We start from the raw sequence: 22,813 nt of genomic DNA on the forward strand, positions 1-22,813 counted from the left end.
CCGGCGGGGCGCGGTGCCCTGACCAGGAGCTGCGCCGCGGCGATCAGCCGCGCCGGCGTATCGGCGCGCACCGCGCCCGCTGTCTCGCAGGCGGCGTCCACGATGTCCGTCGCGGTGGTCATCGCCCCGGTGTGCGACCTGGCGGCCTGCCGGCCTGCGTGGCTGGCGCCGACAGTCAGCAGCAGTACGGGTTTCCCGGCCCGGTGCAGTGCGGTGAGGGCGGTGATCAGCGCCCGCCCGTCGCCGAAGCTCTCCAGATAGAGGGCGACGACCTTGGTGGCTTCGTGGCCGGCGAGGTCGGTGAGGACTTCCTGGGCCGTGACGTCCGCCTGGCTGCCCACGGAGACGAACCGGGAGATGCCCAGGCCCGCGTCGGCGGCCAGACCTGCCAGTTCGAGGCCGAGCTGCCCGCTCTGCGAGACCACCGCGAGCGAGCCCGGCTCGAACCGGCCCCAGACCAGGTCGAGTTCGGCGTCCGCGTCGTACATTCCGAGGCAGTTGGGTCCGATCAGCCGGGCGCCGGCCGCGCGGACCCTGGCACCGAGGCCACGCGCGTCGTCGACTCCGGCGGTGATGGCCAGCAGGCCGCGTACGCCCAGGGCCAGCGCCTCGTCCACGGCGGCGCCGAGTGCGCGGCCCGGCACGGCGAAGGCGACGAGTTCGGGCGCGTCGGGCAGGTCCCGCAGCGAGCGCGCCGTTTCCTGTCCGAGTACGGCGGCGCCCCTGGCGTTCACCAGATGGACGGTGCGGCGCGCACTGCCGGTCAGGGCTCCTCTGGCCAGCCAGTAGCCCCACTTCGTCGGCGTACCGCTGGCACCGACCACGGCGACGGAGGCCGGATCGCGGAAGGCTTCGAGGCCGGTCACCGGTCCGCCCGCCGCGCCGGTCCCTCGGCCTTCGCCAGCGAGCGGGAGATCACCAGCCGCTGGATGTCGGATGTGCCCTCCTCGATCTCCTCCAGCTTGGCGTCACGCATCCACTTCTCGGCGAGGTACTCCTGCGAGTAGCCCCAGCCACCGAGCGTCTGCACCGCCGACCAGGTGTTCGCCATGGCGTTCTCCGAGCCGACCAGTTTCGCCATGGCCGCCTCGGCGGTGGTCCTCTCGCCCCGGTCGAACAGGCGGGCCGCCCTGAGCGCGAACAGATGCGCCGCGTCGGTCCGTACGGCCATGTCGGCGAGGCGGAAGGCCACCGCCTGGTGCTCGATGATCGGTACGCCGAACTGCACCCGGTCCTTCGCGTAACCGGTGGCGTAGTCCAGGGCCGCGCGGCACAGGCCCGCGCAGGAGGCGGCGATGAGGATGCGGGAGGCGTCGAAGGTCCGCATCAGGCCGAGGAAGCCCTGGCCCTCGTCGCCCAGCCGGTCCGCGACCGGGACCCGTACGTCCTCCAGGAACACCTCGGCGTTGACGATCGCCCGCTGGCCCATCTTGCGCATCGGCTTGCCGACGGTGAGGCCGGGGGTGTCCCGCTCGACCACGAACGCGGTCACGCCCTTGGCGCCGAGCGCGGGATCGACGGTGGCGAAGACGACGAAGCGCCGGGCGTACGGGGCGTTGGAGATCCACGCCTTCTGCCCGTTGAGCACATAGTGCCCGCTCTCCCCGGTGCCGGTGCGCACCGCGCGGGTCCGGATCCCTGCGGCGTCCGAGCCGTGCCCCGGTTCGGTGACCGCGAGCGCCGTCAGCGGCGGGGTGTCGCCGCAGAGCGGGCCCAGCCAGCGCTGCTTCTGCTCCTCGGTGCCCAGCTCCAGGACCGGGTCGGCGAAGAAGCCGCTGGAGGTCAGCAGGTTGCCGATGGCGATGTCGCCGTGGCACAGCTCCTCCTGGACCAGTACCTGGGTGAGCATGTCGGTGATGCCGCCACCGCCGTACTGAGCGGGGATCATGAAGGAGGCGAGGCCGATCCCGGCCGCCTTCTCCCAGAGGTCGATCGGCGACTCGGTCTGGGCGTCGTCGACCTCGCGGGCCCTGGGCCGGATTTCCTTCGCCGCGAAATCGCGGCTGAGCTGAAGGATCTGCTGCTGCTCGGAGCTGAGTTCGAGGACGTCGCGGATCTCGGAGGGCATGGGGGCTCCTTGGCGTACGGGTACGGGTACGGGTACGGGACGCGGGCGCGGGTGGGACGGGGTACGGGTGCGTGCCGGGTCGGCAGGTCTGCCGGGCGGCAGCCTGCGGTGGGGGCGATGAGGACGGCGCCGGGCGTGAGAGTGGCGGGGTGTGCGTGGGGCGTTGAGGATGGCGTGGGCGTGCGTGGGGCGTGAGGGCCCGCGGGGTGTGAAGGCTGGCCCGTCAGCTGGGCCGGACGGCCGGTGACGGCTCGGCCGTGGTGTCCGTCAGCGTGGGAGCCGACAGCTTGGCCGCGAAGAAGGACGGCGTACGGCGCTGCTGGACGAGCATCACGACGAAGCCCACCGCGAGGGCGCCGACGCCGATGAGGAAGACACCGCCGATGTGCCAGTGCGGTGCGAACGGAAGCGTCCAGGAGGTGCCGCCGGAGTCCGGATCCCAGTCGTTGCGCAGGCTCCAGAGCCCGGCTGCCACCAGGGTCAGCCCGCCGACGGCCGGCAGGACCACCCGCAGCCACAGGCCGGCGGCGCTGTCGCGGGCCGTACGCCGGTGGGCCCACGCGGAGGTGATCCCGGTGAGGCCGTAGTAGAGCGCGATCATCAGCCCGCAGGAGGAGACGGCATCGCCGATCACATGCCCGTGGGCCAGGAAGTTCATCGCCAGATAGACCACCCCGCCGGCCACACCCGTGGCGATCGTCCCGGCCTTGGGGACGGAGAAGCGGGGGTGGACGGTGCCGAGGGAGCCGGGCAGCGCCCGGTGCCTCGCCATGGCCAGCATGGTCCGTCCGAGGGTGAGTACGGTCGTCTCGGTCGACGCGGCGGCCGAGGACAGCACCATCAGGACCATGAGGTGCCACATCACCGAGCCGAAGCCGCTGGCGCCGAACACGGCGCTGCCGAGGGCGGAGAAGACGTCACCGGAGTGGTCCGGGTTGGCCAGGCCGTTGCCGGTCGTGCCGATACCGGCGAACGAGACGGTGGCGTAGGTGGCGCCGAGGTACAGCGCCAGCAGCAGCATGGTGGACAGGGTCGCCGCCCGGCCCGGTGTCCGGCGCCGGTCGGCGGTCTCCTCGTTGACCGTCAGCGCGGTCTCCCAGCCCCAGTAGATGAACAGCATCAGCACCAGACCGCCGGCGAAGGCGCTCGGTGAGGAGATCGCGAACGGGTTGAGCCACGACAGCTGCGGGTGCCGCGCCCCCGGGCCCGCGTGGCCGGTGTAGACGCGGACGAACGCGACGACGGAGAAGACCACCAGCATGGCGAACTCCAGGAAGAGCAGCGCGCGCTGGACGGCGGCCGCGACCTCGATGCCGCGGTAGCAGACGGCGGTCATCAGGGCGATCCAGCCCAGTCCGACGGCCAGCACCCAGGGGCTCGACGGATCCTCGCCGATACCGTGTGCACCGAACAGCAGGAACACATACTGACCGGCCACCTGCGCGAGGCTGCCCATGACCAGGACGAACGAGGCGATGATCGCCCAGCCGCCCATGAAGCCGGTACGCGGTCCCAGCGAGCGGCTGGCCCAGGTGAAGATCGTCCCGCAGTCGGGGTCGGAGCGGTTCAGCGCCGCGTAGCCGAAGGACACGAACAGGATCGGGACGAAGGCCAGCACCACGACCGCCGGTGCCTGGAAGCCGACGGCCGCGACGACGAAGGCGAGTGTGGCGGCGAGGCTGTAGGCGGGGGCGGCCGACGCCGTCGCCAGGATCAGGCTGGTGACCATGGACAGCGCCCCGGGCCGCAGCCCCTTGGAGTGGGCTTCGGCCGCGCCGGTCGGCTCGGTCTGCTCGGTGGTTGCCATGGATGCTCCTCTTGCTCACGGAGTGGAGGGCCGGCCGGGACGTACAGCACGCAGGAGCGCCCGGGACGGGCCTTCGCGGCAGTGATGGAGTCGCGGTGCCGCGACTCGGTCATGCAGGCGCAGCACCGCTTGGAGTCGCAATACTGATTGGTGCGTCACCATTGCCGATGCCGGAACCGCAGTCAAGGGGTGCGGACGAAGTTGATCGCAACAGTTGACTGCTAGTTCAGTCTTGCTCCACGCTCTCCCTCATGACGAGGTCACAGACCGAACCCCAGCAGAAGACCGAATCCACGTCGGCCGGCCGCGCGCCGGACGGCCCGCCGCAGCCGCACACGGCCGACGCCGTCGTCGTCGGGGCCGGTTACGCGGGACTCAGCGCCGCGCTACGCCTGCGCGAACACGGCCTCGACGTCGTCGTACTGGAAGCCGCCTCCCGGGTAGGGGGCCGGGTGCTCAGCGAGGAGCGCCCGTCAGGGCCCGTCGTCGACCACGGCGGCCAGTGGGTGGGCCCGACCCAGAAGCACCTGCTGGCGCTGGCCGGACGCTTCGGCTGCCGGACCTTCCCCACCTGGGAGACCGGACAGCACATCGAGGTCTGGCACGACGGATCACGCCTCGGGTACGCGGGCGCCGCGCCGGCCGACGGCCCCGGAATCGCCGACTACCTGCGGATCACCGCGCTCCTGGACGAGCTCGCGCTGACCGTCGACATCGAACACCCCTGGCTGACACCGCGGTTCGCCGAGTGGGACGGCCGGAGCGCCGAGACGTTCTTCCGCGCGCAGAGCGCCGATCCGGACACCCTGGCCCGGCTGGCCCTCGCCGTACAGGGCGTGTGGTGTGCCGAGCCGCGTGAGATCTCGCTCTTCCATGTGCTGTTCTACATCCGAGCCGCCGGGAGTTACGAGCAGCTGATGGAGACGAGGGACTGCGCCCAGGACCGGCGGTTCACAGCGGGTGCGGCCGCCCCGGCGCACGCCGTCGCCGAGCTGCTCGGTGACCGGGTCCGGCTCGGGGAGCAGGTGTGCGCGGTGCAGTGGCACGGGTCCGGGGTCCGGGTGCGCACCACCGCCGGTACGGTCGTGGAGGCCCGCCGCGCGGTCGTGGCGCTGCCTCCGCCGGCCACGCGCTCGATCGCGTTCAGCCCGGCGCTGCCTGAGCCCCGCTCGGGCTGGATCGCGCACAGCCCCATGGGGCGGGTGGCCAAGGTCCACGCCGTGTACCCCGAACCGTTCTGGCGGGCCGACGGGCTGTCCGGCATCGCGACGCTCTACGGTCCGCCGCCGGTCGGCGTCGTCTTCGACAACTCCCCCGAGGACGGTTCGGCCGGCGTCCTCGTGGCCTTCGTGTACGGCGACAGGGCAAGTGCCTGGGCCGGGCTGGACCAGCAGCAGCGCCGTACGGCCGTACTGGAGAGTCTGCGCGCCGTCGTGGGCGAGCGTGCGCTGCGGCCGGCCGACTACACCGAAAAGCTGTGGTCCGACGACGAGTTCGCCGGAGGCGGTTACGCGGCCTATGTGGCCCCCGGCGGATGGGGCGGCTACGGCGAGCACGGCTGGCGGGAGCCGGCCGGCGCCGTGCACTGGGCCGGAACGGAGACCGCGACGGTCTGGAACGGCTACATCGACGGAGCCATCTCGTCCGGCTACCGCGCCGCCGACGAGATCGCCGCCGCCCTGGCGGGTTCCGGTGCCCTGGCGGGGAAGCACGGCTGAGGTCCCGGCCACGGCGGCCCGGCGGACCACCGCGCGCGGCCGGTCGAGCATAATGGGGCCCGCCATGGCGAAGGAGACTCGGACCACCGCGGATCAGCCCCGCACGCAGGCCACAGAACCGGACCCGCCCGCGGACACGGTGGCCGGCCGGGCGCGCAGGGTGGTGCTCGCGGCCGGTGTCAGCCAGCGCGAGTTCGCCGGGCTCATCGGGATGGATCCCACGGCGCTCTCGAAGGCCCTGCGCGGCACCCGCAGGCTCCAGGACCACGAGCTGGCCGCCATCGCCCGGGTCGGCAAGGTCCCGGTGCGGTATCCGGCGACGGGCAGCCGCCGGGAGCCGGCGGCCCTGGCCCGCGCCGCGGCGGCGGGCGCCCGGCGGCGGGCCGAGTCCCTGGACGCCGATGTACGCCGTACGCAGATCCTGGAAGCCACCGCGCGGCTGATCGCGCGCCGGGGCATCCACGCCGTGCGGGTCGCCGACATCGCCCGGGAGTGCGGCACCAGCACGGGCACGGTGCACTACCACTTCCCGGCCAAGAACGGCGCCCTGCGTGCCGCGCTCAGCTACTGCGCCGACCGGCTGCACGCCCGGCTGCAGAGCGAGTTCGAGCAGGTCGGCGACCCGGTGGAGATGCTGCGCAGGCTGGTCGACGTCCAACTGCCCAGCAGCCGGGAGGACATCGACGAGTGGTCGGTGTGGATCCAGTCGTGGACGGCCGCCATGCTGGACCCCTCACTGCGCGAGGCGCAGCGGGCGGCCTACTCACGCTGGCGCGGGACCGTGCTCGGCCTCATCCAGCACTGCCGGCGCGACGGTCTGGCACCCGATGCCGACGCCGAGGCACTGACCAGCCGTTTCACCAGCCTGGTTGACGGGCTGGCGATCCAGATGCTGTCGGGCAGCGCCGAGATGCCGGTGGAGCGGATGCGCGAACTGCTCCTGGACGCCTTCGAACCGCACATCACCCTGCGCCGCCCGGGCTGACCGTCCGGCGCAGGGCGTTGCTCCGGGGCGGCGGAACCCCGCGACACCTCCCCGGAGCAACGCCGTTGTCCGTTACGTGGGTTCGACGCGCTGCAGCTTGGCGCGGCGTACCACCTGCGGGCCCACCTCGGCCGCCTTCGCCACCAGCGCGTGCCCGTCCCAGTCCGTCGGCCAGCCGTCCCACAGCCGCAGCCGGCCGTCCACGACGACCGCGGTGATCTGGTCCCGGTTCGAGAGGCGGACCAGCTCCCAGCGGAGGTCGAAGGACGGGGTGAGCTCCGGGACGTTCACATCCACGACGAGGAAGTCGGCCGCCTTGCCGACGGCGATCTCACCGGTCACCCGGCCGAGCCCGACGGCGTCGGCACTCAGCCTCGTGGCATGGTCGAGCCAGAGCTTCCCGGCCCCGCACGAGGAGTCCCCGGTCGCCAGGCCGGAGGTCAGCCGCTGCGCGGACTCCGCCGCGTCGACCAGCCGGAACCCGTCGCCGCGTGTGCCGTCGGTCCCCGTACCGAACCGCACGCCCATCGCGGCCATCATGGTGGCCTGCGCGACGGCGTTGCCCTTCCAGGCGCTGGCCACCGGGTTGTAGCTGACGGCCGCGCCGGAGTCGGCGAGCTGACGCAGTTCGGTGGGGGTGGCCAGGGTGGCGTGCGCGCCGAGCAGGTGCGGGCCGAGGGCGCCGATGTGGTGCAGATAGTCGATGGGGCGACGGCCGACGCTCTTCAGCGAGCGTTCCACGGAGGCGAGATGTTCGTTGACGTGGATCTGGAGCACCGCCCCAGCCTCCGCGCACATGTCCGCGGTCCTCTTGATGACCGCGGCTGTCGCGTCCTCCGGGACCGCGATCGCCAGGGACGGGTGGATCAGGGGGTGGCCGCCCCACCGTCCGAGGTGTGCGGGGCCGCTCTTCCCGTCGGAGACGATCTTGGAGAGCACGCAGCGGATCCCGGCCTCGTCGGTGGCCTTGGCCAGCGCCGCCACGTCGACCGGGGCGCGGGTCCCGGCGTCGGCGACGGTGGTGAAGCCGCCGCGCAGCGCTTCCAGCGCGGCCAGCTTCGCCGAGAGGTAGGCGGTCTCCTCGTCCAGCGCGTGCTCCAGGGGCTCCCAGATCGTCTTGAAGATCTCCGAAGGCTGTCCGAAGGACTTGGCCTTGCCGAAGCTCTGGGTCAGATGGTGGTGGGCGTCGATGAAGCCCGGCATGAGCAGGTGCCCGTCCAGCCGGACCGGGTGCAGGTCGCCGTGGGCGGCGATCAGCCGCTTGGCCGGGCCGATGTCACGGAACTTCCCGGACTCCACGAGCACGGCCTGCCCCCGTACCGGCCCGTCCGCGAGGAGCAGCAGTTCGGGTACGAGCAGCATGCGCTTGCCCGAGAGCTGCTCCGGCCGCAGCGTGCCCGGACCGCCCGCGCCGGATGCCGCCGTGGGCGTGGCGTGGGCCGTCCCCCCGGTGGAGGTGTGCCGGGGAGGTTCGGCTGCTGCGCTCGTGCCCGCGGGCACGGCCGCCCCGAGGAGCCCGCCCGCGCCGGTCAGTCCGACCCCGGCGAGGAAACCGCGCCGTCCGACACCGTTCCGGCCTCCGCCAGATCCGGTGGCGGCCCCCCGGTCCCGTTGCTGCCCGCCGGACGGTCCCTGTACTGGATGGTGCTGGTCCCCGCTGGAGGGTCCCGGCTGTCCGTCGTTCGTCAACCCGCTCGCCTGCTTTCCGTCCGTTCCCAACTGCCCGTCTGTCCAGCGGCGTCCGCGCACGGCAGCAGCGGGTGTGCCGCGCACGTGACGGAGCCGGAAAACACCGGCGTACGAGGTCGACCGCGCCGGGTGGCCCGACCCTAGAACCACGCCGAGAAGCGGAACAAGCCTTCCGGCATACGGGATTTGACCGGTCGGAGCGGGGGCGGCGGAACGGCTCGGGTGTTCCGCACACCCCCTGGCCAGAGCGGTGCGGGGCGGCCCTGTGGTGGCGTAACTTCGCGGAAACATGGACGCGCGGGACATGCGGCGCCCGGAAGGCGGGGGCCGCCGTCATCCGATGGGGACGGCGGCCCAGTAGCTCACTCCCCCACGAGCCCGTCCACGGATTCCCTGATGAGGTCGGCGTGGCCGATGTGGCGGGCGTACTCCTCGATCAGGTCGAGCAGGATCCGCCGCAGGTTCGGTGACTCACCGGCGGACGTGGTGAAGCGGCCCAGCTGTTCCGGTCCACCGTGGGTGAGCGCATCCGCCACGAGGGAGCGGGAGCGTGCCGTGGCGCCCTCCCAGAGCGCCATCAGCTCCTTGGGGCTGTCCTGGGCGGCAGACGTCCACTCCCAGTCGGGCTCGGCGTCCCAGTCGACCGCGTCCCACGGCGCCCCGGCAGCCCGGGCGAGGAGCAGCCGGGCGACATGGGTGTCCTCGACGTCGGCCATGTGCTTGAAGGGTCCGCCCAGCGTCACGGACGACACCCCGACCGTGGCCCGGAGGCCGGCCGCGTCCAGCCCGCCGCACTTCCACGCCGGCGTCGCGCGCCGGCGCTCCGGGGAACCCAGCAGGGCGGCGGCCTCATCGCCCGCGAGGGGCGGTTCCGGGCGGCCGTGCTCATCCATGTCAGCAGTCATGGACCGGCCGCGCTCATCCATGTCAGCAGTCATGGACGGACCCTGATCGGGTACGCGGGGGCCGGATGAGGACTTCCGGGACTTACGCGATCACTCGCTCGATGAAGGCCAGCACATTGGTCCGGGTCCGGGCGACCTTCTCGTCCACGGACAGGGTCTCCTTGAACGCCCACCCGGCGCCGGTCGGCTTCTTGTCCCGGACATAGAGCGAGCAGGCAAGGTCGGCGCAGAGGTACTGCCCGATGGTGTTGCCCTGCCGGCCGGCCTCGCCGGGGCGGCGCGCGATCATCAGCACCACCCGGCCGCTGGTGTGGGTCGTGAGGCACAGCGAGCACATACTGCGGGAGGTGAAGCCCCGGCTGGCCCCGTTCGGCGCGCGCAGTACGAGGCCCAGCAGGCGGCCGTCGTCCTCGGCGACGAGATAGGCGCGGTCAGGAGCCCCCGGATCGCGCCAGCCGAAGAAGTCGAGGTCGTCCCACGGGACCTCTTCCAGGTCATGCGGGATGTTCACACGCTTGGCCTCGCCCTTGGAACAGTTGACGAACGAGTTACGGATTTCAGTCTCACTGAGGTGTCTCACATCAGTCGACGCTAGCTGGGCTAATATATTTAGGCAAACGCTTTATTCCATTAGCCTGCGGAGGGCGCATGGTACGACCGGGCATCACCCCCGAACGCCTCACCAGAACGGCGGCGGAGCTGGCCGACGAGATCGGCTTCGACCATCTGACGCTGTCCGCGGTCGCACGCAGGCTCGGTGTCAAGGATCCGAGCCTGTACGCGCACATCCGCAACGCGCGCGAGCTGAAGATGCGGGTGGCGCTGCTGGCCCTGGAGGAGCTGGCCGACTCGGCCGCCGCCGCGCTGGCCGGGCGTGCGGGCAAGGACGCGCTGGTGGCGTTCGCCAACGCCTACCGCAACTACGCCAAGGCACATCCGGGCCGCTACAGCGCGGCCCAGTTCGAACTCGACTCGGAGGCGGCCCTCAACAGCGCGGCGCCCCGCCAGTCACAGATGACCCGGGCCCTCCTGCGCGACTACAACCTGCCGGAGCCGGACGAGACAGACGCGGTGCGCTTCCTGCACAGCACCTTCCACGGGTATGTGAGCCTGGAGAGGGTGGGCGGCTTCAGCCACACCCCGCGCGGCGCCGACGCCTCCTGGGCGTACGCGCTGGACAGCCTCGACTTCGCGCTGCGCAACCGGCCTCCGGCCTGACCGCCGCCCGAGCCGTCCACCGCCCGCAGGGTGCGGCGGGGACTCGCGAACAGCCCCTGACCGCAGGCCGTTCGCGAGTCCCCGCACCGCGGTCAGCCGCTGACGCTCGCCGCCCCGGTCTCGATGTGCCCGGTGTACCGGCGGGACCAGGTGCTGTCACAGTCGGCCGTGACGGTGAAGTCGTACCAGCCCTTCGCGAGTGACACCGCGTTGAAGTAGTCATCGGCGGTGGAGCCCGCCGGGACCGTGTACGTCCACGGCCCGTCCGTACGGTAGTTGGCGGCCTTCACGGTGAAGGTGACGGACGCCGACGACGTGTTGGTGAAGGTGAACCAGATGGCCAGCTTGCCGGTGTCCGGTGCCGCGGCGTACTTGGCGGCCACCTCCACGTCCTTCCCGGCCTTCGACGCGTCGCCGGCGAACCGGCGCTGGAACCGGTTCGGGCCCATCAGCGTGAAGTCGTACTGACCCGATCCGTACCCCGCGCCGATGTTGAAGTAGTCGGTCGCCGTGCCGCCCGCGTCGACGGTGTACTGCCAGGGTTCCGTCGACCGGTAGGCGTTGGGGTGGATGGAGAAATGGGCGGCGCTCTTCGCCTGGGCGCCTTCGTTGGACATGCCGAACCAGGCGAGGATCTTTCCGGCCGAGCCGAATTCCAGCCGGTCCAGATTGGCGTTCGGCTGATAGGGAATCGCACGGGCCGGGCGGGTGCCGCTCTCCTGCGCGGGCAGGGCGTTGGTCTGCGGAGCCGGGTTCGGCAGTGACGTACAGCTGTCGATCCCGATCACCTTCGCGGTGGACGGGAGGCCGGACGGCACTCCGTACACCGGCGCGGTGAAGTCGAAGACGCCCGTGAGGTCGCCGGTGACCCTGCGCCGCCAGGCGCTGATGTTCGGGCAGCTGGCCGGGGTGCCGATGGCCGTCGTCCAGGTCTCCAGGAACCGGAGCACCGAGGTGTGGTCGAAGACCTCCGACGAGACCCAGCCGCCCCGGGTCCAGGGCGACATCACGATCATCGGCACCCGGAAGCCGAGCCCGAACGGGACTCCGTTCAGGAACTCGCCCGGCTCGTCGGCGGGCGGTGAGGGCGGCGGTACGTGGTCGAAGAAGCCGTCGTTCTCGTCGTAGTTGAGGAAGAGGACCGTCGAGTCGAAGACGTCCTGGTCGGCGGCGAGCGCCCGGTAGACCAGGTCGACGAAGTGCGCGCCGTCGCCGGGCGGGGCGTAGGGGTGCTCGGAGAACCCCTGGTTGGGCACCACCCATGACACCTGCGGGAGTGTGCCTGCCAGGACGTCGGCCTTGATGGCCGCGGCGATGTCGTCAGGGGTGGAGCCGGTGGCGGCAGGTACGGAGGCCATGCCCCGGTCGTGGAGCGGGTCGCCGGGGGCGGCGTCGGTGAACTTCGTGAAGTAGGCGAGGCCGTTGTCGCCGAAGTTGTCGTCGGCGTTCTGGTAGAGCTTCCAGCTCACTCCGGCACGCTGCAGCGCCTCCGCGTACGTCTCCCAGCTCAGCCCGGACTCGTCGCCGCCGTCGCTGCTCGAGGAGTCGACCTTGCCACTCCAGAGGTACGTCCTGTTGGGCCCGGTGGCACTGAGGGTGGACGAGAAGTACCCGTCGCAGACGGTGTAGTTGTCGGCCAGTGCGTAGTGGAAGGGCATGTCGTCCCGGTCGAGGTAGCCGAGCGTACGGACGTTGCCGACGCCCGTCACCCAGTTGTCGAGCCGCCCCTTGTTCCAGGCCGAGTGCTGCGAGGACCAGCTGTGCGGCAGGTCGCCGTTGCACTGCGCGAGGGTCTCGCCGTCGACTCCGCCGGCCGCGGGTGTGGAGCTGAGCTTCCATGGGTACTGGCGCCCGGCGCCGTTCGGCTGGTTGAACACGGACTGGCCGCCGGACAGCGAGATGCCGCTGCGGTCGCCGAAGCCCCGGACACCCTTGAGCCGCCCGAAGTAGTGGTCGAAGCTGCGGTTCTCCTGCATCAGGACCACGACGTGCTTGACGTCCTTGACCGTGCCGGTGCCGCCGGCCGCCCGGCCGGCGGCCACGGCGCGGCCTCCTGCGCCCATCGGAACGACCGCACCGGCAACCGCCCCCGCGCCGAGCGCCACGAAGCCTCTTCGACTGATCGGTGTCATCCGCCTGCCTTCGCCCTGGGAATCAGTTGCACGTGCACGCGATTGCGCATCCGTGATTGCGCGTTCGATATATCGCGCACAAGGGTGCAGGATTCACCGGCTCTTCAGCTAGACCCATGCCACCAGCACTCTGTGAAGATCCGCTGAACACCACGCTCCGGGCCGGGGCCGCGAGGCCGAAGCGGCGGGAGCGTGGTGACGCGGTGCTGCACACTCCCCACACGCCCGCGCCCCTTGACCCCGGGAGCCGGCCACTCCTACCTTCCCTGGGGGAAAGCGCTTTCTCCGTGATGGGGAGCGGCGTTCAGGTGATCCGCACCGGATTCCCTCAGCAGCGAGAGGACCTGGGATGCACCTCGGAAGTACGAACCGTTCCGCCCGGCGCGCCGTCAGAAAGGCGGCTGGAGGGCGGGCTTGGGCCGCCGCCCTCTCCCTCGCCGTGGCGGCACTGACGGCCCTCGCCCCCACCGCTTCCGCTAGCTCCGGCTTCACCGTCTTCACCAATGAGCGGGGTGCGGACACACCGGGCCTCCAGCAGTACGGCGCCGTCAAGTCCACCGTCGTCTACGACTACTTCGCCCTGACCTGCGATGCCGCCGGGTGCCAGTCGGACGGCGGGGCGCTGCCGTCCGAGGCCACCTTCGAGAGCAAGGTCAAGGAGTACATGAGCGCGAGCCAGTTCGGCGGCGGCGCCGATGCGCCGGTCGTGCTGGACTTCGAGAACATCGTGCTCACGGCGGAGTCCGGACAGGCCGCCACCAACGCCTTCAACCTCTGGAAGCAGCTGATCACCTGGACACACCGAGCCGCGCCGTCCGCGCCGGTCGGTATGTACGGCTACGACTCGTCGACCGCCAACAACAGCCTCACCCAGCAGCTCCACCAGAACGGCCTGCTCGACTTCTTCGCGCCCCGCGCCTACCGCGGCAGCTCCCAGACGGACGCCGCATGGACCAGCACGCTCGACGCGGCCGTCGCCAACGACCGCTCGCTCGCACCGGGTCAGCCCATCTACCCGTACATCTCACCGAGTTGGGACGGCAGCCCCGGCGGCGCCTACATGTCCGGCACCACCTGGGGCTACACCATCGACCAGCTGAAGGCCAAGACCGACGGCGCGGTCGTGTGGGAGCCCTCCGCCAGGGACGCGTCGGCCTGCAACTGGGTCGAGCAGAACGCTTACGAGATGGGCGCCCTCACCGGCACACCGAGCAGCGGCCCGCTGACCGCCACCGCGACCCCGCCCAGCGGTGACTGCACGGTGCCGCGCGGGGCCACCACCACCGTCCCCGTCGAGATCACCAACACGTCGGACTCCACGACTGCGGCGACCCGGATGCAGTCGTTCACCGGCGGGTCGGGGTTCAGCGGCAGCTGGCAGTACTGGAACGTGCCGTCCCTCGCGCCGGGTGCGTCGTTCCGTACGTCGCTGCCGCTGGCGGTCGCCTCCTCGCAGTCCACCAGCACGGCCCTGCTGCACATCAGGACCGGCCTGAGCGACACACGCTGGGCCGTCGTCGTGAAGTAGGGGCAGGGCCCGCCCGCTCAGAAGACGGGCGGGCCCTGCTCGATCCGTCGCATGACCGGCTCGAACCTGTCGAGCCCTTCGCCGGTCTGCAGCTGCCGCTCGTCCCACCAGGTGACGCCGGCGTCGATCAGCGGCCCGATCACATCGTGGGCGCGGGCCGCGTCGGTGGGGCTCGCGCCGCCCAGGACGATCTCGAACGGAGCATCGTGGGCGTCGCCACGCAGCTGCCGGAGGTGGGCGACCAGGTCGCGGACCTCGTCGAGGGGCGGGATCTGTCCGTGCCCGGCCGATGCGAACAGCGGAACCGCACCGTCCCAGCGGGCGGCCCTGCGCATCGGCGGGCGGCTGGGCCAGAATCCGCCGATCCACACCGGCGGGCGGGGGCGCTGCACCGGGGCGGGCAGCAAGGTCACATCCCGCACCGTGTAGTGCTCCCCGTCGTGGCTGACGGGCTCGCCCGACCAGTACCGCCGCAGCAGCTCCAGCCCTTCGTCCAGGCGCCCGGCGAGCACCCGGGGGTCGGTCGGCTCCCCGAAGCTGCCGTACTCGTCATCGATGGGACCGCCGAGCCCCGCACCGAAGATGACTCTGCCGCCACTGAGCACGTCCAGCGTGGCCACCTGGCGGGCGAGCTGTTCAGGGCGGCGCCGGGCGACCGGAGTGACCAGGGTGCCCAGCCTGAGAGTGGTGGTCGCCAGCGCCGCCGCGGTCAGGAGCATCCACGGGTCCCCGAAGGGCACACCCTGCCGCTGGCGCTTGTCGTGCACGACGTGGTCCCAGACGAACAGCCCGTCCCAGCCTGCCTGTTCGGCGGCTGTCGCGACTTCCGCCACCGTTCTGGGGTCCGCGAAATCGCCGAAGTTCGGAATGTTGATCGAGAAGCGCATCCCCGCATCCTGGCTGATGGGATCGGGGCGGGCAATCGAACAGCCGGGGCCGCGCGCCATTCGACCGACAGCGCGCGGCCCTTCGGGCGTACCCGCTAACGGCGGGCGGCCGCGGCGGCCGCGTTGCCCCGCACCGTGACCTGCCGGCCCTGCCCGGTGTCCGTCGACGTGGTGCTCAGACAACTGCCCGAGGCCGGGTCGGTGACGGCCGGGAGGCTTCCCGTGTAGTCCGTTCCGGCCTCCGAACCGACCGGCTTCCCATAGGTCACCTTGACCTGCTGGCCGCACCCGGCCGTGAGATAGGGCTCGATGAAGCCCTGGTCGGCGCTCTTGAACCGGCCCGACGCGGCCGGAAGGCCGAAGCTTCCGATGTGTGCCACGGAAGCACCGGTCCCGGTCACGACGACGTCCCCCGACATCAGCTGTGTGTCTCCGCTGACTCCGGCGCGCTTGAGGACGAGCGAGTACATCGTTCCCGGCGTATAGGTGAAGCGGACCGCGCAGCTCACTCCCGCGCCGCCGTCGGCCCCATAGGTGCAGTGGGAGTCGGTCGTGGTGGCGTCGGCGTTGAAGGAGCTGAAGACCGCCTGGAGCGTGTGGTGTCCGTTCGCGTCCACCGGTTCCGGCTGGAATCCGGCGTACGGACGGGTGCCGCTCTCCAGGGTCGTGTAGTAGGCGAAGTAGACACCCGCGGCGTCAGGAGCGGAGTCCACGGACATCGGCAGCTTCAGCGTGGTCACCGGGGTCGGGGCGCCCGTGGTCCAGTTCAGTGTGGGCGTGGACGCCCACGACTGCCCCGCCGCGCCGAAAGCCAGCAGCGCCGTGGCGCCGAGGACGATGCCGGACCTGACGAGCCGGCGCCCCGGCTTTCTGCCGGCTGACCTCACGGTGAACGACATGCGCATGACATCTCCTGATGGCCGGTGTTCGGGTTGGGCGTCAGCTGTAAGCGGTCGTCAGCATGTAAGCGATTGCTGTCGCACCGCAAGAGGTTCGCCGTGTTTCTGTCTTTTACTATGGCCAGACCCACGGGGCGCGTAGTAACCGGTCACCTTCTGGGGGCAATTGACCCAAGACCTGCGACGCCCGGCGGCTGTCGCCGCCCGGCGCCGTGCGGCCCGACCGCGACGCCCGCGCCGCCGCCGTCCCCCGTCAGCGGATGGTCCCCGATTCCGGGTCCAGGATCTTCTCGGTGAGGAGTTCGAGGACCCTGCGGTCGTCGTCGGCCGTGCCGCGCAGACCGGGTGAGTCCGGGTTGGTGTCCAGGAGCAGATGGGTGGCGCCCAGGTCCGCCAGGGCCGTGAGATCCTCGCGGATCTGGTCGACTGTGCCGTGGCCCACCGGGTGTTCTCCGTCGATCCTGGTCCCGGTGACCCGTATCTGCAGCCGTGGTACGAGAGCGGGCGCCGGCCTTCCGGCGCGCTCCGCCTCATCGGCGAGCACCGGCAGCGCGGCGCGCATGGCGGACAGCGTCGCCAGATAGGGGTGCCAGCCCTCGCCGAGCCGGGCCGCACGCCGGAGCGCGACAGCCGAGTTGCCGCCCACCCAGACCGGCAGTCCCGGCCGGCTCCGTGGAGCCGGGGCAGTGTGAACGTCCTCGTACGAGACGTATTCGCCCCGGAAGGTGGTGGGGTCCTCGGTCCAGGCGGCCCGGATCGCAGCCAGATATTCGTCCGCGATGCGGCCGCGTTCGGTGAACGGCACGCCCAGCGCGGCGTATTCGGGCCGCGACCACCCGGTGCCCGCGCCGAGGATGAAGCCGTCCGGGTTCAGACAGTCGATATTGGCCGCCAGCCGCGCGGTGTGCAGGGGGTGACGGTAGGGAATCACCGTCACGGTCGTCCCGAGCGTGAGCCCCGGCACCCGCCCCGCGAGATGCGCCGCGAGCACGAACTGGTCGTAGAACGGGGCCGGGTACGCCTCGTGCACATCAGCCGTCACCGCGACGTGATCGGAGATCATCGCGAAGGTATAACCCAACTCCCTTGCGTCCAGGGCCTGCTGAACGAGGGAGGCAGGGGTGGTGCCGGGGCCGAAATTGAGTATGTTGACGCCGAATTTCATCAGGAGAGCGTAACAATCATCCGGAACCGGGTCACATTGCCCCAGGTCCGCACGGCCCCGGCAGGACCGACGGGCGTCAGAGTTCCGGCCGTACGGGGACGAAGCCACTGTCGAGCAGCCGGGGCAGGTAGTTCTTGACCGCCGCGACGGTCTGGGACCGATTGCCGCCACCGTCATGGCAGAGCACGATCGAGCCGTCCTTGACGTCGCGCAGCACCGAGTTGGTGATGTTGCGCGTCCCGGGCCGCGCCCAGTCGTTGGTGTCCACGGACCAGCCCAACGGCTCCATGCCCAGATCGGCGCAGATCCCGAGAGTGACGGGGTTCCAGTCGCCGTACGGGGCGCGGGCCCAGTCGGGCGGGGCGCCGAGCACCTTCTCGATCAGATCGCTGGTCCTGGCGAGCTGGGATCTGGCGGCGGCCGGTGTCAGCTTGGTGAGCTGGGGGTGGTTCCAGGAGTGGTTGGCGACGGCGTGTCCGCCGTTCGCGATGTCGTGCAGCAGCTGTGGGTACTGGACGGCGTTCTCGCCGATCACGCAGAACGTCGCCTGGACGTTGTACTGGGCCAGGATGCGCAGCACTTGGGGGGTGTATTCGGGGTCGGGGCCGTCGTCGAAGGTGAGCGCGATCCTGCGGCCGCTGTCTTCGAGCGAGTACACGGCGTGGGTGCGGACCGCAGGACCCTGGACCGGGGCGCCCATGGATGTCTCACCCGCGATGGGCCGCAATCGGTAGTCGGGGGGCCGGGCGGCGGCCGCCGCCGGTGGTCCGGCGGCCGGGGCGGCCTGGACGGAGTGCGGTGGGGGGACGGCGTCCGGTGACTGTGCGGGGTGCGGGGCCGGTGCGGTGTGGCCGGATGGGCCGTACGCCCTGGAGACCACTCCGCCGACGGCCAGGGCACCCAGACCGACCGCGGCGCGTACGAATCTGCGCCGCCCGTGCGTATTAGTGTGATTTTCAGACTGCATGGCTCCGTACTGCCATACACCGGCGCGCCGAGACGGCAGACACCGCCGGACACGCGTCCGATTCCACCCTGTCGGACCACACCCGACGGCCCCGGGGACGGCCCGCGGCCGCCCTGACGGCCCGAGCGGAGCAAAGATGCCCGGGTGCGGCCGGGCGGTCCGCTGCCGCACGGCGGTGCCGGGACACCCCGGCACCCCGCTCGTCACCGCACCGCACCGCACCGCACCGGACAGCGGTCCCCCTACGAGGAGACCGCGCGGTCAGTCCTCGCCCTCCAGGTTTCCCTCGGTCTCCAGATACACCTGTCGGAGCGCTTCGAGGGTCGCGGCGTCCGGCTCGGCCCACATGCCCCGGGACTCCGCTTCGAGCAGCCGTTCCGCGATCCCGTGCAGCGCCCAGGGGTTGGCCTGCTGGAGGAACTCGCGGTTGACCGGGTCGAGTACATAGGTCTCGGTGAGCTTGTCGTACATCCAGTCGGCGACGACACCGGTGGTGGCGTCGTACCCGAAGAGGTAGTCGACAGTGGCGGCGAGTTCGAAGGCACCCTTGTAGCCGTGTCGCCGCATCGCCTCGATCCAGCGGGGGTTGACCACCCGCGCGCGGAAGACCCGTGAGGTCTCCTCCACGAGGGTGCGGGTACGGACGGTCTCGGGGCGGGTCGAGTCGCCGATGTACGCCTCCGGTGCGCTCCCCCGCAGCGCCCGGACGGTGGCGACCATGCCTCCGTGGTACTGGAAGTAGTCGTCGGAGTCGGCGATGTCGTGCTCGCGGGTGTCGGTGTTCTTGGCCGCGACCGTGATGCGCTTGTACGCCGTCTCCATCTCGGCACGGGCCGGGCGGCCGTCCAGCTCCCGGCCGTAGGCGTAGCCGCCCCACACCGTGTACACCTCGGCGAGGTCCGCGTCGGTGCGCCAGTCGCGGCTGTCGATGAGCTGGAGGATCCCGGCGCCGTAGGTGCCCGGCCGGGAGCCGAAGATCCGGGTGGTGGCCCGGCGTTCGTCGCCGTGCTCGGCGAGGTCGGCGCGGGTGTGGGCGCGTACGAAGTTCCGCTCGTCGGGCTCGTCCAGGGACGCCGCCAGCCGTACCGCGTCGTCCAGCAGGCCGATGGTGTGCGGGAAGGCGTCACGGAAGAAGCCCGAGATGCGCAGCGTGACGTCGATCCGGGGGCGGCCCAGCTCGTCCAGCGGAACGGGCTCAAGTCCGGTGACCCGGCGCGAGGCGTCGTCCCACACGGGGCGGATGCCGAGCAGCGCGAGGGCTTCGGCCACGTCGTCGCCCGATGTACGCATCGCGCTGGTGCCCCAGAGGGAGAGCCCCACGGAGGGGGGCCACTCGCCGTTGTCGGTGCGGTAGCGCTCCAGGAGCGAGTCGGCGAGCAGCTGCCCGGTCTCCCAGGCGAGCCGGGACGGGATGGCCTTGGGGTCGACGGAGTAGAAGTTGCGGCCGGTCGGCAGGACGTTGACCAGGCCGCGCAGCGGGGACCCGGAGGGTCCGGCGGGGACGAATCCGCCGTCCAGCGCGTGCAGGGCGTGGTCGATCTCGTCCGTGGTGGCCGCGAGCCGCGGGACGACTTCGCGGGCGGCGAAGCCGAGGATGTCGGCGACCGCCTGCGGATGGCCGTCGGCGACCTTGACGGCGGCTTCCGGCTCCCAGTCCGCCGCTTCCATCGCCTCGACGAGGGCACGTGCCTGTTCCTCGGCCGTGTCGGCTGCGGTGCGGGTGGCGTTGGCCTCGTCGAGGCCGAGTGCTTCGCGCAGTCCGGGCAGTGAGGCGGTGCCGCCCCAGATCTGCCGGGCGCGCAGGATGGCGAGGACCAGGTTGACCCGGTCGGCTCCGGCGGGCGGGTTGCCCAGGACATGCAGTCCGTCGCGGATCTGCGCGTCCTTGATCTCGCAGAGCCAGCCGTCGACGTGGAAGATGAAGTCGTCGAAGCCCTCGTCGTCGGGGCGGTTCTCCAGGCCCAGGTCGTGGTCGAGCTTGGCGGCCTGGATGAGGGTCCAGATCTGGGCCCGGATCGCGGGCAGCTTGGCCGGGTCCATGGAGGCGATCTGGGCGTACTCGTCGAGGAGTTGCTCCAGGCGCGCGATGTCGCCGTACGAGTCGGCGCGGGCCATCGGCGGCACCAGGTGGTCGACCAGCGTGGCGTGCACCCGGCGCTTGGCCTGGGTCCCCTCGCCCGGGTCGTTCACCAGGAACGGGTAGATCAGCGGGAGATCGCCCAGGGCCGCGTCGGGTCCGCACGCGGCGGACAGGCCGGCGTTCTTGCCGGGCAGCCACTCCAGGTTTCCGTGCTTGCCGAGGTGGATCATGGCGTCGGCGCCGAAGCCGCCGTCGTCGGCCGAGGCGGCGATCCAGCGGTACGCGGCCAAGTAGTGGTGCGAGGGCGGCAGATCGGGGTCGTGGTAGATCGCGATCGGGTTCTCGCCGAATCCGCGCGGCGGCTGGATGAGGACGAGCAGATTGCCGTGGCGCAGGGCGGCGAGCACGATGTCGCCCTCGGGGTTGCGGCTGCGGTCCAGGAACATCTCGCCGGGCGCGGGGCCCCAGTGCTCCTCCACGTTCGTACGCAGCTCGGCGGGGAGCGTGGCGTACCAGCGCCGGTAGTCGGCTGCGGGGATACGGACCGGGTTGCGGGCGAGCTGCTCGTCGGTGAGCCACTCCTGGTCGTGGCCGCCTGCCTCGATCAGCGCGCGGATCAGTTCGTCGCCGTCACCGGAAGCGAGGCCGGGCACGTCGCGGGAGCCGAAGTCGTACCCCTGGTCGCGGAGCCTGCGCAGCAGGGCGACGGCGCTCGCGGGGGTGTCGAGGCCGACGGCGTTGCCGATCCTGGAGTGCTTGGTGGGGTACGCGGAGAGCACCAGGGCCAGCCGCTTGTCGGCGGGGGCTATGTGCCGCAGCCGGGCGTGGCGTACGGCGATCCCGGCGACGCGGGCGGCCCGTTCGGGGTCGGCGACATAGGCGGGGAGCCCGTCCTCGTCGATCTCCTTGAACGAGAAGGGCACCGTGATGAGCCGGCCGTCGAACTCGGGCACCGCGATCTGGCTCGCGGCGTCCAGCGGCGACACGCCCTCGTCGTTGGCCTCCCAGGCGGACCGTGAACCGGTGAGGCAGAGCGCCTGGAGGATCGGGACGTCCAGGGCGGTGAGGGCGCCCGCGTCCCAGGACTCGTCGTCGCCACCGGCGGACGCCTCGGCGGGCTTGGTGCCGCCTGCGGCCAGGACGGTGGTGACGATGGCGTCCGCGGCGCGCAGGGTCTCGATCAGCTCCGGCTCGGGGGCGCGCAGCGAGGCGACATAGAGCGGCAGGGCCTGGCCCCCGGCGTCCTCGACGGCGCCGCAGAGGGCGTCCACGAAGCCGGTGTTGCCGCTCATGTGGTGGGCCCGGTAGTAGAGCACCGCGACGGTCGGCCCGTCGGTGGTGCGGGGGGTGCGCTCCAGCGGGCCCCAGCTGGGTGCGGGCGCCGGGGGCTCGAAGCCGTGGCCGGTGAGGAGCACGGTGTCGGAGAGGAAGCGGGCGAGCTGGTCGAGGTTGGCGGGCCCGCCGTGTGCCAGATAGGCGTGGGCCTCGGCGGCGATGCCCACCGGGACGGTCGACGCCTCCATCAACTGGGCGTCGGGGGCCTGCTCACCGGTGAGGACGACGACCGGGCGCCCGTCGGCCAGGAGCAGATCGAGGCCCTCCTGCCAGGCGCGGATGCCGCCCAGCAGACGCACGACGACCAGGTCGGCGCCTTCGAGGAGGGCGGGCAGTTCGGTGAGCTGGAGGCGGGCCGGGTTGGCGAAGCGGTACGCCACCGGGCCGTCCGCGGAACGGGCGCTGAGCAGGTCGGTGTCGGACGTCGACAGGAGCAGGAGCATGCAGCGGCGGCCTTCCTCGGGGTGTCCGCGCCCCGGGTTGTGTCAGGAATGGGGTCTCCCCTGCTCAAGCGAAGCCGAGAGCTCGGGGAAGGGAGTTCCTGGCTCACCCGGCTCCAGGGAGCCGGGCTCACAGTGGCGGGACCGCGCCGGAATCTCACCGGGCTTCCTCCCCTGTCGCCGTCGTGGCGATCGCGGGCCGAACGGCCCGTCGAGAAGCATAGTAACGACCTTGACCGGCGGCGGGCAGCGGGCGGCGGCCTTGCCGACGGCCCGCCCGGTGTGCATCGGCTGCCGCACCGGTGCGGCAGATCACCGCCCTGATCCAGCCGAAAGGCCCTGGTGGACCGGTCGGTATGCTCGCCGCCATGCCCCACTCCTCCGTACCTCCGCCCCCACGGGAGCCCGCCGCCCGGCGTGACCGCGGTGACGCGTGTCCGGGCAGTCTGCGCCTGCACACGGCGGACGACGGCGCGCTGGCGCGGATCCGGATTCCGGCGGGTGTGCTGACGGTTTCGCAGGCCAGGGCGGTGCTGGACGTGGCGCGGCGGCTCGGCGACGGTGCGCTGCATCTGACGTCGCGCGGCAATGTGCAGCTTCGCGGGCTGGGGCCGGACGACGGCCGGGAGCTCGCCGGTGTGCTCGCGGAAGCCGGGCTGCTGCCTTCCGTACGCCATGAGCGGGCCCGCAATGTCGTGGCCTCCCCGCTGTGCGGGCTCGACGGGCACGGATCGGCCGATGTGCAGGGCTGGGCGCGGGAGTTGGACGCGCTGCTCTGTGACTGTGCGGCGGCCGCCGGGCTGTCGGGCCGGTTTCTCTTCGCGTGCGACGACGGCCGCGGTGATGTGGCCGGCCTCGAAGCCGATGTGACGTTGATCGCTTCTGCGGACGCGGGAGCGGGCGCCGGCGCGCTGCTGTGCACCGGCGGGGCGCGGGAGGCGCTGGTCGTGCCTGCCGAACACGCGGCCCGCTGTGCGCTGCTGGCGGCCG

Annotated in this window: 16 protein-coding genes, 1 pseudogene and 1 riboswitch; of the genes and pseudogenes, 5 read left to right on the forward strand and 12 right to left on the reverse strand. The window is 71.6% G+C overall.

Annotation, left to right across the window (positions count from 1 at the left end; genetic code table 11):
* The 3 genes from G3I19_RS19925 to G3I19_RS19935 all read right to left on the reverse strand — a co-directional run.
* The coding region (locus G3I19_RS19925; RefSeq protein WP_203599793.1) for a CoA-binding protein at positions 1 to 866 on the reverse strand (866 nt) is incomplete at its 3' end.
* On the reverse strand, positions 863 to 2,068 hold the full coding sequence (locus G3I19_RS19930; protein ID WP_164265012.1) for an acyl-CoA dehydrogenase family protein: 1,206 nt from the start codon (positions 2,066 to 2,068) through the stop codon (positions 863 to 865). The genes G3I19_RS19925 and G3I19_RS19930, both read right to left, overlap by 4 nt.
* Before the next feature lie 223 nt (positions 2,069 to 2,291).
* A complete protein-coding gene (locus tag G3I19_RS19935) occupies positions 2,292 to 3,875 on the reverse strand; it encodes an APC family permease (RefSeq protein ID WP_164265013.1) in 1,584 nt (527 codons plus the stop codon).
* 251 nt (positions 3,876 to 4,126) lie between these two features.
* Here G3I19_RS19935 and G3I19_RS19940 point away from each other — a divergent pair, with 251 nt between their 5' ends.
* Both G3I19_RS19940 and G3I19_RS19945 read left to right on the forward strand, forming a co-directional pair.
* Positions 4,127 to 5,593 (forward strand): NAD(P)/FAD-dependent oxidoreductase, encoded by a 1,467-nt coding sequence (locus tag G3I19_RS19940; protein ID WP_164265014.1) that lies wholly within the window; start codon positions 4,127 to 4,129, stop codon positions 5,591 to 5,593.
* A 64-nt stretch (positions 5,594 to 5,657) separates the two neighbouring features.
* Positions 5,658 to 6,578, forward strand: coding sequence for a TetR/AcrR family transcriptional regulator (locus G3I19_RS19945; protein ID WP_164265015.1), 921 nt, complete (start codon positions 5,658 to 5,660; stop codon positions 6,576 to 6,578).
* Positions 6,579 to 6,650: 72 nt separating this feature from the next.
* Here G3I19_RS19945 and G3I19_RS19950 read toward each other — a convergent pair whose 3' ends face one another.
* The 3 genes from G3I19_RS19950 to G3I19_RS19960 form a co-directional block, all read right to left on the reverse strand.
* Entirely contained in the window at positions 6,651 to 7,940 is a 1,290-nt protein-coding gene (locus G3I19_RS19950; RefSeq protein ID WP_239074592.1) for an amidohydrolase family protein, read from the reverse strand.
* A 689-nt stretch (positions 7,941 to 8,629) separates the two neighbouring features.
* Positions 8,630 to 9,205, reverse strand: a complete 576-nt coding sequence (locus G3I19_RS19955; RefSeq protein WP_343235151.1) for a DUF664 domain-containing protein — start codon at positions 9,203 to 9,205, stop codon at positions 8,630 to 8,632.
* A gap of 49 nt (positions 9,206 to 9,254) precedes the next feature.
* Positions 9,255 to 9,752, reverse strand: coding sequence for an FBP domain-containing protein (locus G3I19_RS19960; protein ID WP_164265016.1), 498 nt, complete (start codon positions 9,750 to 9,752; stop codon positions 9,255 to 9,257).
* 68 nt (positions 9,753 to 9,820) lie between these two features.
* On the opposite strand from G3I19_RS19960, the gene G3I19_RS19965 reads away from it, so the two are divergent.
* Positions 9,821 to 10,390 (forward strand): TetR/AcrR family transcriptional regulator, encoded by a 570-nt coding sequence (locus tag G3I19_RS19965; protein WP_164265017.1) that lies wholly within the window; start codon positions 9,821 to 9,823, stop codon positions 10,388 to 10,390.
* Between the two features lie 92 nt (positions 10,391 to 10,482).
* On the opposite strand, the gene G3I19_RS19970 is transcribed toward G3I19_RS19965, so the two are convergent.
* Positions 10,483 to 12,522 (reverse strand): phospholipase C, phosphocholine-specific, encoded by a 2,040-nt coding sequence (locus G3I19_RS19970; RefSeq protein WP_164265018.1) that lies wholly within the window; start codon positions 12,520 to 12,522, stop codon positions 10,483 to 10,485.
* 349 nt (positions 12,523 to 12,871) lie between these two features.
* On the opposite strand from G3I19_RS19970, the gene G3I19_RS19975 reads away from it, so the two are divergent.
* Positions 12,872 to 14,050, forward strand: a complete 1,179-nt coding sequence (locus G3I19_RS19975; RefSeq protein ID WP_164265019.1) for a hypothetical protein — start codon at positions 12,872 to 12,874, stop codon at positions 14,048 to 14,050.
* A 17-nt stretch (positions 14,051 to 14,067) separates the two neighbouring features.
* Here G3I19_RS19975 and G3I19_RS19980 read toward each other — a convergent pair whose 3' ends face one another.
* The 5 genes from G3I19_RS19980 to cobN form a co-directional block, all read right to left on the reverse strand.
* A complete protein-coding gene (locus G3I19_RS19980; protein ID WP_164265020.1) occupies positions 14,068 to 14,937 on the reverse strand; it encodes an LLM class flavin-dependent oxidoreductase in 870 nt (289 codons plus the stop codon).
* Between the two features lie 95 nt (positions 14,938 to 15,032).
* On the reverse strand, positions 15,033 to 15,836 hold the full coding sequence (locus G3I19_RS19985; RefSeq protein WP_164265021.1) for a hypothetical protein: 804 nt from the start codon (positions 15,834 to 15,836) through the stop codon (positions 15,033 to 15,035).
* A gap of 253 nt (positions 15,837 to 16,089) precedes the next feature.
* Complete coding sequence (locus G3I19_RS19990; RefSeq protein ID WP_164265022.1) at positions 16,090 to 17,001, reverse strand: TIGR03619 family F420-dependent LLM class oxidoreductase; 912 nt, start codon at positions 16,999 to 17,001, stop codon at positions 16,090 to 16,092.
* A 76-nt stretch (positions 17,002 to 17,077) separates the two neighbouring features.
* Positions 17,078 to 17,968 (reverse strand): polysaccharide deacetylase family protein, encoded by an 891-nt coding sequence (locus tag G3I19_RS19995; protein ID WP_164265023.1) that lies wholly within the window; start codon positions 17,966 to 17,968, stop codon positions 17,078 to 17,080.
* A gap of 261 nt (positions 17,969 to 18,229) precedes the next feature.
* Positions 18,230 to 21,826, reverse strand: a complete 3,597-nt coding sequence (cobN, locus tag G3I19_RS20000) for a cobaltochelatase subunit CobN (protein ID WP_164265024.1) — start codon at positions 21,824 to 21,826, stop codon at positions 18,230 to 18,232.
* A gap of 92 nt (positions 21,827 to 21,918) precedes the next feature.
* A riboswitch (cobalamin riboswitch) is annotated at positions 21,919 to 21,995 on the reverse strand.
* Between the two features lie 184 nt (positions 21,996 to 22,179).
* Between cobN and G3I19_RS20005 the strand changes: the two are divergent.
* Positions 22,180 to 22,813 (forward strand): annotated as a pseudogene (locus tag G3I19_RS20005) (cobalamin biosynthesis protein CobG); the annotation flags it as partial.

It is taken from the genome of Streptomyces sp. SID10853 (genome assembly GCF_010548145.1).
Lineage (GTDB): Bacteria > Actinomycetota > Actinomycetes > Streptomycetales > Streptomycetaceae > Streptomyces.